Origin of the sequence: Mesorhizobium carmichaelinearum (genome assembly GCF_900199455.1) — a bacterium.
GTDB classification, from domain to species: Bacteria; Pseudomonadota; Alphaproteobacteria; order Rhizobiales; family Rhizobiaceae; genus Mesorhizobium; species Mesorhizobium carmichaelinearum.
On the sequence record NZ_FZQR01000002.1, the window covers coordinates 231,641 to 246,674 of the forward strand.

General features: G+C 63.2%; 15 protein-coding genes. 5 read left to right on the forward strand and 10 right to left on the reverse strand.

Translation table 11 applies throughout. The features are described from left to right. The first annotated feature begins 38 nt into the window (after nt 1-38). Nucleotides 39-1,022: a 4-hydroxybenzoate octaprenyltransferase gene (ubiA, locus tag CKW40_RS04410; RefSeq protein WP_179297851.1), complete on the forward strand. Its 984-nt coding sequence runs from the start codon at nt 39-41 to the stop codon at nt 1,020-1,022. Nucleotides 1,023-1,069: 47 nt separating this feature from the next. On the opposite strand, the gene CKW40_RS04415 is transcribed toward ubiA, so the two are convergent. The 4 genes from CKW40_RS04415 to CKW40_RS04430 form a co-directional block, all read right to left on the reverse strand. Beyond that, nucleotides 1,070-1,999, reverse strand: a complete 930-nt coding sequence (locus tag CKW40_RS04415; RefSeq protein WP_095198713.1) for an IS110 family RNA-guided transposase — start codon at nt 1,997-1,999, stop codon at nt 1,070-1,072. Between the two features lie 407 nt (nt 2,000-2,406). Beyond that, nucleotides 2,407-2,973: a DUF6101 family protein gene (locus CKW40_RS04420; RefSeq protein ID WP_095198714.1), complete on the reverse strand. Its 567-nt coding sequence runs from the start codon at nt 2,971-2,973 to the stop codon at nt 2,407-2,409. 184 nt (nt 2,974-3,157) lie between these two features. Continuing rightward, nucleotides 3,158-4,588, reverse strand: a complete 1,431-nt coding sequence (locus tag CKW40_RS04425; protein WP_095198715.1) for an FAD-binding oxidoreductase — start codon at nt 4,586-4,588, stop codon at nt 3,158-3,160. 9 nt (nt 4,589-4,597) lie between these two features. After that, nucleotides 4,598-5,572: an L-threonylcarbamoyladenylate synthase gene (locus CKW40_RS04430; protein WP_179297831.1), complete on the reverse strand. Its 975-nt coding sequence runs from the start codon at nt 5,570-5,572 to the stop codon at nt 4,598-4,600. 175 nt (nt 5,573-5,747) lie between these two features. On the opposite strand from CKW40_RS04430, the gene CKW40_RS04435 reads away from it, so the two are divergent. Together CKW40_RS04435 and CKW40_RS04440 are read left to right on the forward strand one after the other, a co-directional pair. Next, the gene (locus tag CKW40_RS04435; RefSeq protein WP_095199134.1) at nt 5,748-6,197 is read left to right on the forward strand and encodes a hypothetical protein; all 450 of its coding nucleotides are present in this window, start codon (nt 5,748-5,750) and stop codon (nt 6,195-6,197) included. Between the two features lie 179 nt (nt 6,198-6,376). Next, nucleotides 6,377-6,766, forward strand: a complete 390-nt coding sequence (locus CKW40_RS04440) for a hypothetical protein (protein ID WP_095199135.1) — start codon at nt 6,377-6,379, stop codon at nt 6,764-6,766. An 82-nt stretch (nt 6,767-6,848) separates the two neighbouring features. Here CKW40_RS04440 and CKW40_RS04445 read toward each other — a convergent pair whose 3' ends face one another. Beyond that, nucleotides 6,849-7,193, reverse strand: a complete 345-nt coding sequence (locus CKW40_RS04445; RefSeq protein ID WP_095198717.1) for an ATPase — start codon at nt 7,191-7,193, stop codon at nt 6,849-6,851. A 111-nt stretch (nt 7,194-7,304) separates the two neighbouring features. Then, entirely contained in the window at nt 7,305-9,854 is a 2,550-nt protein-coding gene (gene glyS / locus CKW40_RS04450; protein ID WP_095198718.1) for a glycine--tRNA ligase subunit beta, read from the reverse strand. Nucleotides 9,855-10,049: 195 nt separating this feature from the next. Between glyS and CKW40_RS04455 the strand changes: the two genes are divergently transcribed. Next, complete coding sequence (locus CKW40_RS04455) at nt 10,050-10,229, forward strand: hypothetical protein (protein ID WP_095198719.1); 180 nt, start codon at nt 10,050-10,052, stop codon at nt 10,227-10,229. Nucleotides 10,230-10,286: 57 nt separating this feature from the next. Here the strand turns inward: CKW40_RS04455 and CKW40_RS04460 are convergent, their stop codons facing one another. After that, on the reverse strand, nt 10,287-11,207 hold the full coding sequence (locus tag CKW40_RS04460) for a glycine--tRNA ligase subunit alpha (protein WP_179297852.1): 921 nt from the start codon (nt 11,205-11,207) through the stop codon (nt 10,287-10,289). Nucleotides 11,208-11,437: 230 nt separating this feature from the next. Here CKW40_RS04460 and CKW40_RS04465 point away from each other — a divergent pair, with 230 nt between their 5' ends. Further along, a complete protein-coding gene (locus CKW40_RS04465) occupies nt 11,438-11,899 on the forward strand; it encodes a GNAT family N-acetyltransferase (protein ID WP_095198721.1) in 462 nt (153 codons plus the stop codon). A 68-nt stretch (nt 11,900-11,967) separates the two neighbouring features. Here CKW40_RS04465 and CKW40_RS04470 read toward each other — a convergent pair whose 3' ends face one another. From CKW40_RS04470 to CKW40_RS04480, 3 genes are all read right to left on the reverse strand, one after another. Further along, nucleotides 11,968-13,743 carry a tetratricopeptide repeat protein gene (locus CKW40_RS04470; protein ID WP_095198722.1) on the reverse strand — a complete coding sequence of 592 codons (1,776 nt, stop codon included), beginning with the start codon at nt 13,741-13,743 and terminating at the stop codon, nt 11,968-11,970. Nucleotides 13,744-13,926: 183 nt separating this feature from the next. Continuing rightward, nucleotides 13,927-14,370: a DUF1284 domain-containing protein gene (locus tag CKW40_RS04475; RefSeq protein WP_095198723.1), complete on the reverse strand. Its 444-nt coding sequence runs from the start codon at nt 14,368-14,370 to the stop codon at nt 13,927-13,929. Beyond that, the gene (locus CKW40_RS04480; RefSeq protein WP_095198724.1) at nt 14,367-14,960 is read right to left on the reverse strand and encodes a biotin transporter BioY; all 594 of its coding nucleotides are present in this window, start codon (nt 14,958-14,960) and stop codon (nt 14,367-14,369) included. Before CKW40_RS04480 ends, CKW40_RS04475 begins: the two co-directional genes overlap by 4 nt. Nucleotides 14,961-15,034 lie beyond the last annotated feature (74 nt).

Here is a 15,034-nt window from a genome sequence, read left to right on the forward strand (position 1 = left end):
CGCTTGACGGTTTCCGCGGCTGCTGCCACTCCATGGATATGGAACCTATCCAGTCGAAAGTGGCCCAGGGCCGTGTCGCCGATGCACCGAATGGCCATTGGGTCTACCGCGTGCTGCCGCGCGCGATTTGGCCCTATGCGCAGCTTGCGCGGTGGGACAGGCCGATAGGCTGGCAGTTGCTTTTGTGGCCATGCTGGTGGTCGGCGGCGCTCGCAGCGAGTGCCTATCCCCGCCCCGGCGACCCGCTGCTCTCGCTGCTGCCGGCGCCATTGTATCTCGTGCTGTTCCTGGCCGGTGCCATCGCCATGCGCGGCGCCGGCTGCACCTACAACGACATCGTCGACGAGAACGTCGACAACCAGGTCGAACGCACCCGCTCGCGCCCACTGCCGTCGGGCCAGACCACGCGCCGGCGGGCCTGGCTGTTTCTTGTGCTGCAAGCCCTGGTCGGCCTGGTGGTGCTCCTGCAGTTCAACAGCTTCGCCATCCTGCTCGGCATCTGCTCGCTGGCGATCGTCGCCATCTATCCATTCATGAAGCGGATAACCAACTGGCCGCAACTGTTTCTCGGCCTTGCCTTTTCCTGGGGTGCGCTGATGGGATGGGCGGTCGAGTTCGGCGATCTCGATGGCCCCGCCATCATGCTCTATATCGGCTCGATCCTGTGGGTGATCGGCTACGATACGATCTACGCGCATCAGGACAAGGAAGACGATGCCATCGTCGGCGTCCGGTCGACGGCACGGCTGTTCGGCGACAACACCAAGGCGTGGCTGGTCGGACTTTATGGCGGCACGCTGATCTGCTTCGCCATCGCCTTCGCCTCGGCGCAGGCGCCAGTGGTGGCGCTGGCCGGATTGATCGCCGCCGGCGCCCACATGGCGCGTCAGATCGCGGTGCTGGACATCAACGATCCGGACCAATGCCTTAGACTGTTCCGGTCGAACAACCAGGTCGGCTGGCTGATCTTCCTCGGCCTGATCGGCGGCGCGCTGTGGGTGGCACTGAAGCCGCTGGTCTAGCCTTCCTTCTCCCCGTCACTTTACGGGGAGAGCGACTGTCTTGGCAGTCAAGCGGCTTGCCATGGTTTTTGGTCCCGGATCATTGCGTTGAGTATTGTGAGCAGCTTTCGCATTGTGGCGACGACGGCGACGATCTTGGGTTTGCCAGCTTCGACGAGGCGGTCACGGAAGGCTTTGAGCACAGGGTTGTGACGTATGGCGACGAGGGCAGCCATGAACAGGACGGCGCGTACGCGACTCCTGCCGCCGCCAATGAAGCTCTTGCCCCGCCATTTGCCGGACTGCCTTGTCCATGGCGCGAGGCCGGCGAGCGCGGCGATCTGGCGGCGGTCGAGACTGCCGAGCTCTGACATTTCAGCGATCATGGTACGGGCAACGACGGGGCCGATGCCTGGCACCGAGGAAAGCAGCTTTTCCCTGACCCGCCAGACTGGAGACTTGCGGATATGATCATCCATGTCGGCATCAAGGCTTGCCAGTTCGCGCCGCAGTGCGGCGAGCAGGCGCTTGATGCTTTTGTGCGCCTGTTTGGCGGTGACAGTGCGCGCACGGTTCTCCTCGGCCACTATCATCTGCACAATCTGACGCCGGCGGGCGACGAGATCGGCCAAGGTTCTGGTCTCGGCATCACGCAAAGGCCGCAATTCCGGCTTGGTCGCGGCGACGAAGGCCGCGATGACAGCCGCATCGAGAGGATCGGTCTTGGCCCGCTTGCCAAGTGCATTGGCATAGGCGCGCACTTGCGCTGGATTGACCACGACAATCGCCAAGCCAGCGCCAGCCAAAGCAGCCACCGCCAGATTCTCGAAGCCCCCAGTTGCCTCCAGCCCGATAGCGGTAGGGGAAAGGGCTGCCAGCCGTCGAACCAGGTCCTCTACCCCGGCGTGGTCATTGCCCAGCCAGAAAGCCTCTGCGGACGGCGCGATATGCACGTCGAGGCGGTCTTTCGAAACGTCGATGCCAACGATGATTTCCATCCTGTCCCATCCTTGCCTAATCGGGCTTCGCTTGCGGCCCAGGCGACTGTTCGGGTTCGATGGAACGGCGGACGAAGACCCAAGCTCTCCCGCGGGCTCAAGGGCCCAAAGATGGTTCGGCCTTCCGCCCGCCACCGCACATGCATCAATAGCAGAGTCGGCACGCAGCAAGTTACAAAGGTGGCGGCAGCCGGATGAGGGGCAGCGCCGACCTTGGAGGCGAGGCGAGAGGTTCAGCGGCGACCCAGCGCACACTCAATTAAGTCTTAAGGTGGCCAAACACTTAGGTCGGCGCTGCCCCTCATCGCCCTGCCGGGCGTTCGTCACTCGAAAAGCCAAGCAGTTGGCTTTTCGTCCGCTTCGCGGACCGCTCCTCAACCCCCCGTATAGTGACGGGGAGAAGAAGGCTAATCGCGAGAAATGATCTCCTGGCCGTCGATGACCAGCCTGAGACCGAGATTGCCGGCCCTGCGGCGGGCGAGGAAGCGCGGGCGGCGCGTGTGCGAAACGCGGCCCTTGCGGCGATCCTGCGGCGGCAGCGTCTTGATGGCGGCACCGAGCGATTCTTCCAGCGTACGGGCGACGCCGTCCGATTCGATCAACAGCATCGGCAGGCGATAGGCATCGGCCCAGGCGCGCCAGTCGGCGGCGACATCGTCGAGATCGTCGGCCACCAAAAGCGGCACCGACAGCATCGGATCGTTGTGCAGGAGTTCCAGGGTTACCGTGACATTGCCTTCCGGATCCTCCATTGCGCGGGCGGCAACGCCGCGGAACGCATTGGCCGGCAGGGCGATGATCGCCGGCACGCCGCTCATCTCGAGCATGCGGCGGATCACGGCGCCACGGTGGTCGATGGTAAACGTCACGTCGCCGTAGTCGTCGCGCGTGGCGTAGCTGACCATCTGGGGCAGTCGGAATGGGTCGAGGCGCATGTTGCGTCCCGCCCAGACTGGCTTCAGTCCGGTGTTCATAGAGTGCCTTCCTGTCTGTCTCCTGAGAGCCGGTGTCCGGTTCTCTCCGGGCCAGTTTTCCCGGCCTCGTTATGGGGAAACAGTAGCGTGGGCTCCTTACCGCCGCGCTTAAGAAAGTCGGTTAAATTTTGCTGATCTCAGGGATGGTTATCGGAATGCCACCGACCACTAGATGTTGAAAGGATCAGATAACCTTACCGGGATTCATGATACCGGCTGGATCGAAGGCGGCTTTCACCCGGCGCATCAGATCGATGGCCATCGGCGGTGCGGTGGCGATCAGTTCGTCACGCTTCAACTGGCCGATACCGTGCTCGGCCGAGATCGAACCGTGGAAAGACCGCACGACATCGTGCACGGCATGGTTCATGGGATGGTAGAGGGCGAGGAACGCCTCATCCTGCCAGTCCACGGGGCGCGAGATGTTGTAATGCAGATTGCCGTCGCCCATGTGGCCGAAGCAGACCACGCGCGCGCCGGGGCAGACCCCTTCCACCACGCCGGCCGCCTTGTCGATGAACTCCGGGATCGCGGCTGTCGGCACCGAGATGTCGTGCTTGATCGAAGCGCCCTCGGGCTTCTGGCACTCTGGCAGCGTCTCGCGGAAATTCCAGAAGGCATCGCCCTGGGCAAGGCTTGCCGAGACCACTGCGTCGCCGATGATGCCTTGCTCGAGCGCTTCGGCCAGGATCTCCTCGATCAGCGCCCTGCCGTCTTCCTCGGAACGTCCTGAAGAGACCTGCATCAGCACATACCAAGGCCAATCATCGGCCAGCGGCCGCGTGATGCCTTGTCCATGCTTCAGCGTGAAGTCGTAAGGCCTTTTGCCGATCAGCTCGAAAGCGGTGAGCGAGGCGCCGGCCCGGTCCATCGCCAAGGTAAAGAGCGACAGCGCCGCCTTGGGCGACGACATGCCGGCAAAGGCGACCTCCCTGCCCTTCGGCCTCGGGAAAAGTTTCAAGACAGCGGCAGTGATGATGCCGAGCGTGCCTTCGGCGCCGACGAACAGGTTCTTCAGATCGTAGCCGGTGTTGTCCTTCTTCAGCTTGCGCAGATCGTCGAAGACCTCGCCTGTCGGCAGCACCACTTCGACGCCGAGGCAGAGTTCGCGCGCGTTGCCATAGGCCAGCACGCCGGTGCCGCCGGCATTGGAGGAGAGGTTGCCGCCGATCTGGCAGGAGCCTTGTGCTGCGAGCGACAGCGGAAAAAGCCGGTCGGCGGCATCGGCCGCTTCCTGCAGTGTCTGCAGGATGACGCCGGCCTCGACCGTCACCGTATTCGACAGGACATCGATCTCGCGGATGCGGTTCAGCCGCGACAAGGACAGGATGACCTCGCGGCCGGATTTGTCCGGCACCTGGGCGCCGACAAGACCGGTGTTGCCGCTTTGTGGCACGATCGGCGTTCCCGTCTCGGTCGCCAAGCGCATGATGCGGCTGACCTCGTCGACGCTGCCCGGCCGCAGCACCAGCGACGTCACGCCATGCCAGAGCCCGCGCCGCTCGATAAGGTAAGGCGCGATGTCCTGCTCGTCGCGCAGCGCGTATTTGTCGCCGACAATCGCCGCGAAGCGATCGATGAGAGCGGGGTCAAGTTTTGCTGAAATTTCGGTCATGCGGGAAAACTACGGTGTGGGCTCAGTGTTGTCACGAGGGGCGGCGGCGCGCGAGAGCCGGTCGTTGATGGCCTCGCCAAGCCCGTCGAAAGGAATATTCTCCACCGCGATGGTGCGCGCACCACTGCGGTCGAGTTCCTGCATATAGGCGAAAAGATTGCTCGCGGCTTCGCGCAGATCGCCTGATATGGACAAATTGAGGAAGGCGGCTGCATGACGCCAGCCTTCAGCACGCTGACCGCCGAAGCCAAGCAAGGCTTCGTCTTTGCCAACCGCTCCAGCATTCAGCCGCATCGCGGCACCCGGCGCATAATGCGAAGCGAGCATGCCCGGCGCCTCGACGCCGGCAGCACCGCCGCGCAACAGAGCCATGCCGAGGGCCGCCTCGATCTCTTCGGCGGCGATGCCGCCGGGCCGGAGCAGACGCAGCCTCTCCCCTTCGGCCTTGACGATGGTCGATTCCAGCCCGACCGGCGTCGCACCGCCGTCCACCACCAGCTTGATGCGCGCGCCGAGATCGTCCGCCACCGCTTGCGCCGTCGTCGCGCTGATCCTGCCGGATGAATTGGCGCTGGGTGCGGCAAGCGGCCGGCCGAGTTTTGCGATGAGATCGCCGCCAAAGCCCCTCGGCATGCGCAGAGCGATCGTGTCGAGCCCGGCCGTGACCAGCGGATGGATGCCGTTGCCGGGCCGCTGCGGCAGCACCAGCGTCAGCGGACCCGGCCAGAACGCCTCTGCCAGTCTCTTCGACAACGGATCGAACACTGCGATGCGCTCGGCCATCGCCATGTCGGCGACATGGGCGATCAGCGGATTGAAACGCGGCCGGCCCTTGGCTTCGAAGATACGCGCCACGCCGATGCCGTTGGTGGCGTCGCCGGCAAGCCCGTAGACGGTCTCCGTCGGGATGGCGACGACATCGCCGCTTTCGAGCAGCGCCAGTGCCCGCTCCAACGCCTCGCCGGCGGCAAGTATCTCAGCCACTCTCGTCACCTCGCAGATGCCGGCTGCGTAGTACGATGGCGGCTGTTGGGCAAGTCGCTGTTCGGCAAGAGAGGCCTTGGCGATTTATCAATCCCTAAAATGCTACGTTTCCGCGAAAGCCGGCATCAATTCCGGTCGACTACCATTCGGGCTTGGGCGAAGGGGAGTGGTCATCGTGTCTGTGCGTATCCTGCTGGGTCTCACCCTGGCTGCGTTGAGCGGTGGAGCTCAGGCCTCGTCCCTGGCCTTTCCCGGCGCGCCGGCCACAACGCCCTCCATCCTGATCCTGAAGGCGGACGACACGAAGGCAAGCGATGTGGTGTCCGTCGTTGCGCTCGGCGAGCCCGATGTCACCTATGAGAAGGTGGCGGCGATCCCTAACGCGCCCGAGGCACGGCACGGTTTCATGCCAGGCCCGATGATCATTCGCGGCGGCGTCGTCGGCGGCGACTTCTCGACACCGGTGCAAGGCAAGGCACCGGCCCAAGGCAAGGCGCCGGCCGCGACCACCACCCCTGCTCCTACTCCAGCCAAGGCGACCGCCTCGGCCGCTCCGGCATCGAACACGCAGAAGAAACCGGCCGCATCAACCATGCCCGCTTCCGGCGTCGGCAAGGTCAAGTAGCGGCCGGCGAACGGCCGGACTGGCCAGATCGTTGACAGCTTGACGCCGCCCGGCGCACCATTGCCGCACGAGCTCGGGCGGCACATCTTACTGGACGCCGCCGCCCGAATTTGGCCAAGTGATTCAGGCAAAGGGGCGGCTCTGGCAGACGGGCTTCGTCGTTTCAAAGGGGGTTGATCATGAGACTATCCAAGACCATTACCGTGGCCGGGCTTCTGCTGGCGTCGCTGCTGGGGGCCAGTGCGGCGCAAGCCGATGACATGCTGGGGTCCTATGTCGCGCGCATTTCCGATCGCGATCATCAGGCGAGCGACGGCTATGCGCTGGACAGCGCCGCGCAAATGGTGCGGCAGGACCGCGCCAACTGGCACAAATTCCATCGCCGCGACAGAGACGACCAGGGCGATGAGTGGTTCACGACCAACGACGCGCGCGCCGACCTGCAGCGCATGCTGGAGCGTCCCGGCGCGATGAGTTCCTCGACCAAGCGCGCCATCGTCAATGGCGAACCGCTGATCCAGGTCGACGTCTACGAAAACAGCGTGCGCGTCAGCATCCTGGAGGACTGACAAAGTCAGCATCCGGGACCGTGGACAAAAAAAGGCGGCGCTGATGCGCCGCCCCCTCTTCTCGACAGACCGGATTGAAATCTCAGGCCGCTTCTTCCTTGTCGTCGTCTTCTTCGGACTCGCCGTCTTCGGATTCTTCTTCGCTTTCGGCCTCATCGCCTTCCGCCTTCACGGCGTCATCGGCGTCGTCTTCGTCCTCATCTTCGTCTTCATTGTCATCGCCCGAGGCCGTGGCGGCTTCGGCGTCCTCGTCAGACTCTTCGCCGTCTTCGTCGTCGCCTTCTTCTTCGTCGCCGTCCTCGTCGTCAGAGTGATCGGCGGCTTCGACCGCGGCAGCGGCGTCGTGATCGGTTTCGGAAGCGGATTCAATCGCCTCGGCGGCTGCCGAGGTTTCTTCAGTCACTTCGATTTCGTGATCGGAATTCATGGAAGCCTCCGTTGGGTTGGGGGAACATGTCCCTTTTGCCACGGAGAGATCATCGTCATATGACTGTAAGCCGGCTCGAATGGCCGGCTCGCAGATATTTTTCCTGGGCTCTCAACCGGCGATTTTCGAGAAATCCGCGACCTGACCTGTGGCCGTGCGAATGCGCGTGAGAAGCGCCAGACGGTTGGCTCGCACCGCCAGGTCTTCATCATTCACGAGAACACCCTCAAAGAATGAATCAACGGGTTCGCGCAACGCGCTAAGCGCCAGCATGGCGGCGGAAAAGTCTTCGTTTTGAATCGCTTCGCCGGCTTGCTTCTCGGCCTGATTCACCGCCGCAAACAGCAATTTCTCGGCATTCTCCTTGAACAAAGCCGGCTCAACGGTTTCGGCGACCGCCGTCTTCTTCTTCTCCTCGGCAGCCAGGATGTTGGCCGCGCGCTTGGTGCCGGCGAGCAGGTTCTTGCCGTCCTCGGTGTCGAGGAACGAGCCGAGCGCTTCGACGCGGCGGACGATCTGCAGGAGGTCGTCGGATTGCGGCGTGATCACCGCGTCGATTAGATCGTGGCGGGCTCCTTGGTCGCGGAGGTAGACTTTGAGGCGGTCATGGAAGAAGGCCAGGAGGTCGGCAAGAATTTTGGCAGGAGGGTTTAGAAGGACCGGCGCACCCGAATAATAACCATCATATTGCCTTGAATTGAATACGTCTGCATCCAACTCGGATACGGGGGCGAGTACGAGGAACCGATCATAGAACTCGAAATCTTCGAACTCTTCGTCTGTCTCGATCTGAATGCCTTCAATCGAAATGAACGCTCCTTCCTCGAAAGAGATATTTGATACTGGATCAAATCGCGCCGGTTGTACGAACAGAAGCCGCCGCCTGAAGTACGATCGAAGCCAAGTCAGGAGAGTTCGATTTAGTGCCAATGGTGAAGCGATCTTATTCTCGACTAGGATCCTTACTACCCCCAGCGCAGCTCTTCGTAACGCATAGGGGTCTTTGGATCCCGTCGGCTTCTCATTGATGGCCCAGAAGCCGACCAGCGTATCCAGCTTGTCGGCGAGCGCGACGGCGACCGAAACCGGATCGCTCGGCACATAATCGGACGGGCCCTGCGGCTTGTAGTGCTCCTCGATGGCCGCGGCCACGGATGGGTTGTCGCCCTGCAGCAGTGCGTATTTGCGGCCCATGGCGCCCTGCAGCTCAGGAAACTCGCCGACCACTTCGGTCTGCAGATCGGCCTTGGCGAGAACGGCGGCGCGAGCGGCGAGCGCGGGAATCTCCCCCCTTGAGGGGGAGATGTCGCCAAAGGCGACAGAGGGGGTCGGCACGACCGGACGCGACGCCCTATCGCCGACAGAGGATGCCGGCGCTTCACGCGAGGCGACCCCCTCTGGCCTGCCGGCCATCTCCCCCTCAAGGGGGGAGATCGACTGCGCCACCGTTGGCGCCAGTTCTTCGGCGAGCCGCCTGATCCGCTCCACCCGCTCTCCCTGCGTGCCGAGCTTGGCATGGAACGTCACGCCGAGATGGTCGAGCCGGGCCATGCGCTGGTCGAGCGGCTTTTTCAGATCGAGTCCGAACTTCTCAGCCGATGCCTCGAGCTGGTCGAGATCAGGCAGATCGCCCTGGTCGGTCGTCCAGAAATAGAGCGCGTCGGAGAGACGGGCGCGCACCACCTTGCCGTTGCCGTGCGCGATCTCCTTGCCGCCGTCCTTGGCCTCGATGTTGGCGGTGAGAATGAAGCGGTTGGACAGCGCATCGCTCTCACCTTGCGGCCGCGAGACAAAGCACTTCTGGTTGGCGCGGATGGTCAGCCGGATCACTTCGGCCGGAATGGCCAGGAAATCCTGCTCGAACTCGCCCATCAGCACGACAGGCCATTCGACCAGCCCGGAGACTTCCTCCAGCAGCCCTTCGTCCTCGACCAGGTCGAGCCCGTTGGCGAAAGCGAGGTTGCGGGCGTCGGCAAGGATAATCTCCTTGCGCCGGTCGGCGTCGAGCACGACCTTCGCGGCCTCCAGCTTGCTCACATAATCGTCGAAGCGACGCACGGTGATTTCAGCCGGTGCGAGGAAACGGTGGCCGTATGTGATGTTGCCGGAGCGGATGCTGTCGATCTCGAAATCGACCACGACGGGCTCCTCGGTCTCCGGGCCGAAGGTGCACAGGATCGATTGCAGCGGCCGCACCCAGCGCAGCGAGCCGGGCTTGGCCGAGGCCGGCCCCCAGCGCATCGATTTCGGCCATGGGAAATTGCGGATGATGCCCGGCACCAGTCCGGCGATGATCTCTTCAGCCGCCCTGCCAGGCTTCGAAATGTGGGCGACATAGAAGTCGCCCTTCTTCGGGTCGGAATGGACATGCGCCTCGGCGATCGAAGACAGCCCGGCCTTGCGCAGGAATCCCTGGACCGCCTGCTCGGGGGCTGATGTCGACGGCCCCTTGATCTCTTCGCTTATATCCTTCGAGCGTGCGGTCAGCCCCCTGATGTCGAGCGTCAGGCGCCGCGGCGTCCAGTACTCGCGCGCCGCCTCATAGGTCAGCCCCGCCTCGACCAGACCGTCGGTCAGCATCTTCTTGAGATCGCCCGCCGCCTTGCGCTGCATGCGGGCGGGGATTTCCTCGGAGCGAAGTTCTAGAAGCAAGTCAGGCATTGGGGTCAGCTCGTGCGGGAGAGTGGTCCGGGCGGGGCATAGCAACTCGGCTGGCCGCTGTCACCCTTTCCAGAAATTTTGGCCGCCCTGTCGGGTCGAGACGATCCAGCCCGTCCTTGGATCAAAGATTTCCATGAACCAAACGCAGCGCTGAAGCGACACACGCTCAGGCAGGGAACACTTGGCTGAACGACGATGAAAACGGCATCCAGACTTCTTCAGATCCTCGCGCTCAGCGCCTGCTTCACCGCGCAGGTCCACGGCGCCTTCTCGATGCCGGGCGTACGGCAGGCGCTGCGGACCATCGACGGTGCCAGCAGTCAGAGCACGCTGCCAGTCAGTACAGCCGCCATATTCCTGAAAGCCGTTGGCTAGACTCTTTGTTTTGACGCAATTCCAGGAAAACCGCTTCGCACTTTTCCTGGAATTGCTCTAGGCCGCCAACCCACCCGCCTGCGTCTTCAAAAACGCCTCGCCGCATGCTTTCGCCAGATTGCGCACCCGCAGGATGTAGCTCTGCCGCTCGGTGACCGAGATCACGCCGCGCGCGTCGAGCAGGTTGAAGACATGGCTGGCCTTGATGCACTGATCGTAAGCCGGGAAGACCATCTTGTGCATCGGCAGATTGTCGTTCGATGCCGGCGCGCCGGCATCGAGCAGCGCCTTGCACTCGGCCTCGGCGTCCTCGAAATGCCTGAGCAGCATCGCCGTGTTGGCGTATTCGAAATTGTGGCGCGAATATTCCTGCTCGGCCTGCAGGAAGACGTCGCCATAGGTCACCTTGTCGGCGCCCTCGCGGCCGTTGAAGTTGAGGTCGTAGACATTGTCAACGCCCTGCACATACATGGCCAGCCGCTCCAGCCCATAGGTCAACTCACCCGCCACTGGCGCGCATTCGATGCCGCAGACCTGCTGGAAATAGGTGAACTGCGAGACTTCCATGCCGTCGCACCAGCATTCCCAGCCGAGCCCCCAGGCACCCAGCGTCGGGCTTTCCCAGTCGTCCTCGACAAAGCGGATATCGTGCAGCAGCGGGTCGACGCCGATCGCCGCCAGCGAGCCGAGATAAAGCTCCTGCAGGTTCGGCGGGTTCGGCTTCAGGATCACCTGGTACTGGTAATAATGCTGCAGCCGGTTCGGGTTTTCGCCATAGCGGCCATCCTTGGGGCGGCGCGAGGGCTGGACATAGGCGGCGTTCCAGCGCTTCGGCCCGAGCGCGCGCAGCGTCGTTGCCGGATGAAACGTGCCGGCGCCGACCTCCATGTCGTAGGGCTGGAGGATGACGCAACCATAGGCCGCCCAGTAATTGTGCAAGGTCAGGATCAGCCCCTGGAACGAGCGGCTGGGATGCATATGGGCGGGGATTTCAATCGTCACGGGTGGCCTCGACAGCAAAGGCTAGCTTGCCGGCACGTCCTAGAGACACGACGGCAAAGCGTCAAGCAAAGCGCGCGGGATGCCGGCCGCCATGAGCACGCTGCGTGGTGTTGAAGACTTTGCCGGAGACTGGCCCATTGCCGGCCTCGGGAGCCTGCGGTCTGTTTCGCCCCTTGCAGCCCATAGCAACGACGACAGGTCCAGCAATGTCCAGTTCCATCATCATCCGCCCGGTCACTCGACAGGATTTCGACCGATGGCTGCCGCTGTGGGATGGCTACAACGCGTTTTATGGCCGCTCGGGCGAGACGGCGCTGGCGAGCGAGATCACCGCGATGACATGGTCGCGCTTCTTCGATGCCTATGAGCCGGTCCATGCACTGGTTGCCGAAAGCGAGGGACAACTCCTCGGCCTCGTGCACTATCTCTTTCACCGCAGCACGACCGCAATCGCGCCGAACTGCTATTTGCAGGACCTGTTCACCACGCAGGCGTCGCGCGGCAAAGGCATCGGCCGGGCGCTGATCGAAGGCGTCTATGAGCGTGCCCAGGCCGCCGGCTCCGGCCGGGTTTACTGGCTGACGCACGAAACCAATCAGACCGCGATGAAGCTCTACGACAAGGTCGGCGAACGCTCCGGCTTCGTCGTCTACCGGAAGCTTTTCTGAAACTTCGCGCCGCTCCAAACGAAAACGGGGCTCCGAAAGGAGCCCCGTTCGCATTCAAAAAGCCTACTTCACCCCTTCGGGGCGGGCACCGGCTCGGGCTTGACCTTGGGGGTCTCCTGCGCCGTGTTCGACTCGATCGGCGGCAGGCCCTTCATCAGCTTCTGCTGCAAGGTGGCCAGCACGTCGGGATCGGGCTTCAGGTCGCGGGCCTGGTTCCACTGGAAGGTGGCTTCCAGCTTGCGGCCGACGCGCCAGTAGGCATCGCCGAGATGGTCGTTGAGAACCGGATCTTCCGGCTTCAGCGATACGGCGCGTTCCATCTCGCGCACCGCGTCGTCGAACCTGCCAAGGCGGAAATAGGCCCAACCCAGCGAATCGACAATGTAACCGTCGCTCGGCCTGAGATCGACGGCCTTCTGGATCATCGCCAGGCCTTCCTTGAGATTGGTGTTCATGTCGACCCAGGAATAGCCGAGATAGTTCAGCACCTGTGGCTGGTCCGGCTGCAGCTCCAGCGCCCTGCGGAAATTCGGCTCCGCCTTCGGCCATTCCTTCAGCCGCTCATAGGCGATGCCGCGCTGATAGAAGATGTTCCAGTTGGCCGCGGTCGGCGTCTTCAGCACCTCGACGGCCTTGTCATAGAGATTGGCGGCCGAGCGGAAATCATCCTTCGAGGAATAGACCCCGCCAAGCGCCAGATAGGCGCGCATGTCGTTGGGATGGGCGTCGACGAAGGCCTTCAGATGGGTAATCGCCTCGTCGTGGCGGTCGAGATCGGCGAGGTTGAGGCCGAGCTGCAGGTCAGAAAGCTCCTTCAGCGGCGAAGAATCAGGGATTCGCCGATAGAGCGCGATGGCGCCCTCGCCGTCCTTCAGCTGTTCGGCGACGGCGGCGAGCTGCACGAGGGCCGCGTCGCTGTCCGGCCGCAGAGCCAGCGCATATTGCAGGTAAAGGCGGACGAACGGCTCGCCGCCGCCACGGTTGAGCGCGGTGGCAAGATCGAGCAGGATTTCGGAAGCGCCGTCGGACGGGCCGGAAACGAAGGGCGCGATCTTGTCGCCCTTGGCGATCCTGTCGCGCAAGGCGACGATTTCCAGCTTGCCGGGCGAAAACGCCTCGGCCTGGTCGAGCACCGAGATCGCCTTGGCCTTGTCGCCCTTGCGGGACAGGAACGAGGCATAGGCCTGCGCGTTGCGCATCCAGGTTTCGGGCGCGGCGCCGCCGGCGGTCGTGTCCTGCAGCGTTGCGGCGTAGATCGCCTCGGCCTTTTCAGGCATGCCGGATGCATCGGCGATCAGGGCGCGATGGAAGGCTTTGAACAGGCCGAACCAGTCCGGGCCCTGCAGCTTGTCGATGGAAGCCATCGCATCCGTGGCTTCACCGGCGCCTTGCTGCGCCCAGCCGGACATGACGCCGGAGATCAGCCGGTCAAGATCGGATTCCAGCGACAGCTTGAGCCAGTATTGCGCCTTGGTGAAATCCTTCTTGTGGAAGGAATCGACGGCCAGTGCCAGGCGCGAGAAGCGCTCGACGTCGGGCACCTCCTTGAGCTTGTCGGCATAGACGAGGGATTCGTCGAAGCGGCCTTGCGCGATCAGCGACAGCATCAGGCTCTGCTGCAGCCCGGTGTCACTCGGATCGAAGGCCAGGGCCTGCTTGTAGTAGGCGATGGCGCTGTCGAGATCATTGTCGCCTTCGGCGATCCGGGCGGCCAGATAGGCGCCCGAGAACGACGAGATCTTGACCGGTTCGGTGGATTGCTTGGCGTAGGCCGGCAGAGCCGAGATCGCCATGCCCGTCACAATTGCCAGCCTTGTCAGCCAGCGCGCACGTCCTTGCTGCATCGTATCCCTTTCAGCCAGGCGCCATCTCCGCGTCAGCGGGATCGACGTAGACTCGATCTTTCCGGACAAAGCATGGCCTTTTTGGGGTCGCGCTTCAATCCGCCTGAAATTCACAATCGGGTCAGCCGATTAACAAACCATGGCTGAAGGGGACTTTCGACCGCGGAAAAGCCCGCGTCAAGGTCATCGCTCTCCCGGCGCGACGGATCGCTGCACCTTCGTATCGGCAAAGCTGTCGGCCGCTATCGCGCTGCACAGCTCGTTCCATTCGCAGCCGTCGCAAGCCTTGCGCACGCCACCGACAGAAAACGCCTGTCGCATCCGCGCCAGGATTGCCGCGTCGAGATCGAGGCGCACGCCCGCCTGGATCGACCGCGCCAGCAGATCCCCGACATCGCGTGCGGCAAGCCGGTCCCGTTCGATGACGCTCTCGTTGAGACAATGCGGTTCCGGCTCATCGAGCAAAGGCGCGCAGATGTCGTCCGGGCCGGAAACGAGGAGAATATCCTCGCCCCGGCTCAGGCGCTCCGCGACCGCGTCATAATTGGCGGTGAAAGCGGGGCTGTATCCCTTGCCCACATAGGTGAGCAGGCAAAGGAGGTGGTGGGCGCGCAGCCTGATCGTCACGAATTGGCCGGCTTCTCCTTGCCGCCGCGAAGCGCCATCAGCGTCGCGGCTCCAAGTGCCGACTTCAGCAAGCCACCGACGATGAACGGCAGGAAGCCGAAGGTAATGGCCTTCTCAGTGCCGATCATGACGGCGAGCCATGCCGTGCCGAGCACCAGACAGGCAAGATTGCCGAGCAGCATGGCGGCGAAGGCAAGCAGCACCCTGTTGCCGTTCCAGCCGCGTTCGGCGAGCCAGCCGACCAGCGCGCCGGTGACCGGGAAGGCGAAGAGATAGCCGCCGGTCGGGCCGACGAAATGCGCGACGCCGGCAGCGCCACCAGCCAGCACCGGAAAGCCGGCAGCACCCTCGACAAGCCACGCCGCGATGGTGACCGCGCCAAGCCGCCAGCCATAGAGCGCGCCAATGAGCGTCACGGCGAAGGTCTGCATGGTCACGGGGACAGGCACCATCGGCACTTCGATGTAGGACGACAGCGCCAGGAACAGCGTGCCGAGCACGACGGCTCCGACCTGCCAGGCGAACGAACGATCCTGAAGCCGGAGCGGGCTGAAGGACGGCTTGCTGGACGTAAATGCGATGTCTGTCATGAGGATTCCTTCGCTCGATTTGAAATTATAGATAATTTCTGTTTTCGATCTATTATCGAATCCACATTTTCGCT

Coding starts and splice junctions, on each gene's coding strand:
- ubiA (WP_179297851.1), top strand. CDS start 39: ATGGAACCTATCCAGTCGAAAGTGGCCCAGGGCCGTGTCGCCGATGCA.
- CKW40_RS04465 (WP_095198721.1), top strand. CDS start 11,438: ATGTCCAGTTCCATCATCATCCGCCCGGTCACTCGACAGGATTTCGAC.
- CKW40_RS04420 (WP_095198714.1), bottom strand. CDS start 2,973: ATGAACACCGGACTGAAGCCAGTCTGGGCGGGACGCAACATGCGCCTC.
- glyS (WP_095198718.1), bottom strand. CDS start 9,854: ATGCCTGACTTGCTTCTAGAACTTCGCTCCGAGGAAATCCCCGCCCGC.
- CKW40_RS04440 (WP_095199135.1), top strand. CDS start 6,377: ATGAGACTATCCAAGACCATTACCGTGGCCGGGCTTCTGCTGGCGTCG.
- CKW40_RS04460 (WP_179297852.1), bottom strand. CDS start 11,207: ATGCATCCCAGCCGCTCGTTCCAGGGGCTGATCCTGACCTTGCACAAT.
- CKW40_RS04480 (WP_095198724.1), bottom strand. CDS start 14,960: ATGACAGACATCGCATTTACGTCCAGCAAGCCGTCCTTCAGCCCGCTC.
- CKW40_RS04425 (WP_095198715.1), bottom strand. CDS start 4,588: ATGACCGAAATTTCAGCAAAACTTGACCCCGCTCTCATCGATCGCTTC.
- CKW40_RS04455 (WP_095198719.1), top strand. CDS start 10,050: ATGAAAACGGCATCCAGACTTCTTCAGATCCTCGCGCTCAGCGCCTGC.
- CKW40_RS04445 (WP_095198717.1), bottom strand. CDS start 7,193: ATGAATTCCGATCACGAAATCGAAGTGACTGAAGAAACCTCGGCAGCC.
- CKW40_RS04415 (WP_095198713.1), bottom strand. CDS start 1,999: ATGGAAATCATCGTTGGCATCGACGTTTCGAAAGACCGCCTCGACGTG.
- CKW40_RS04470 (WP_095198722.1), bottom strand. CDS start 13,743: ATGCAGCAAGGACGTGCGCGCTGGCTGACAAGGCTGGCAATTGTGACG.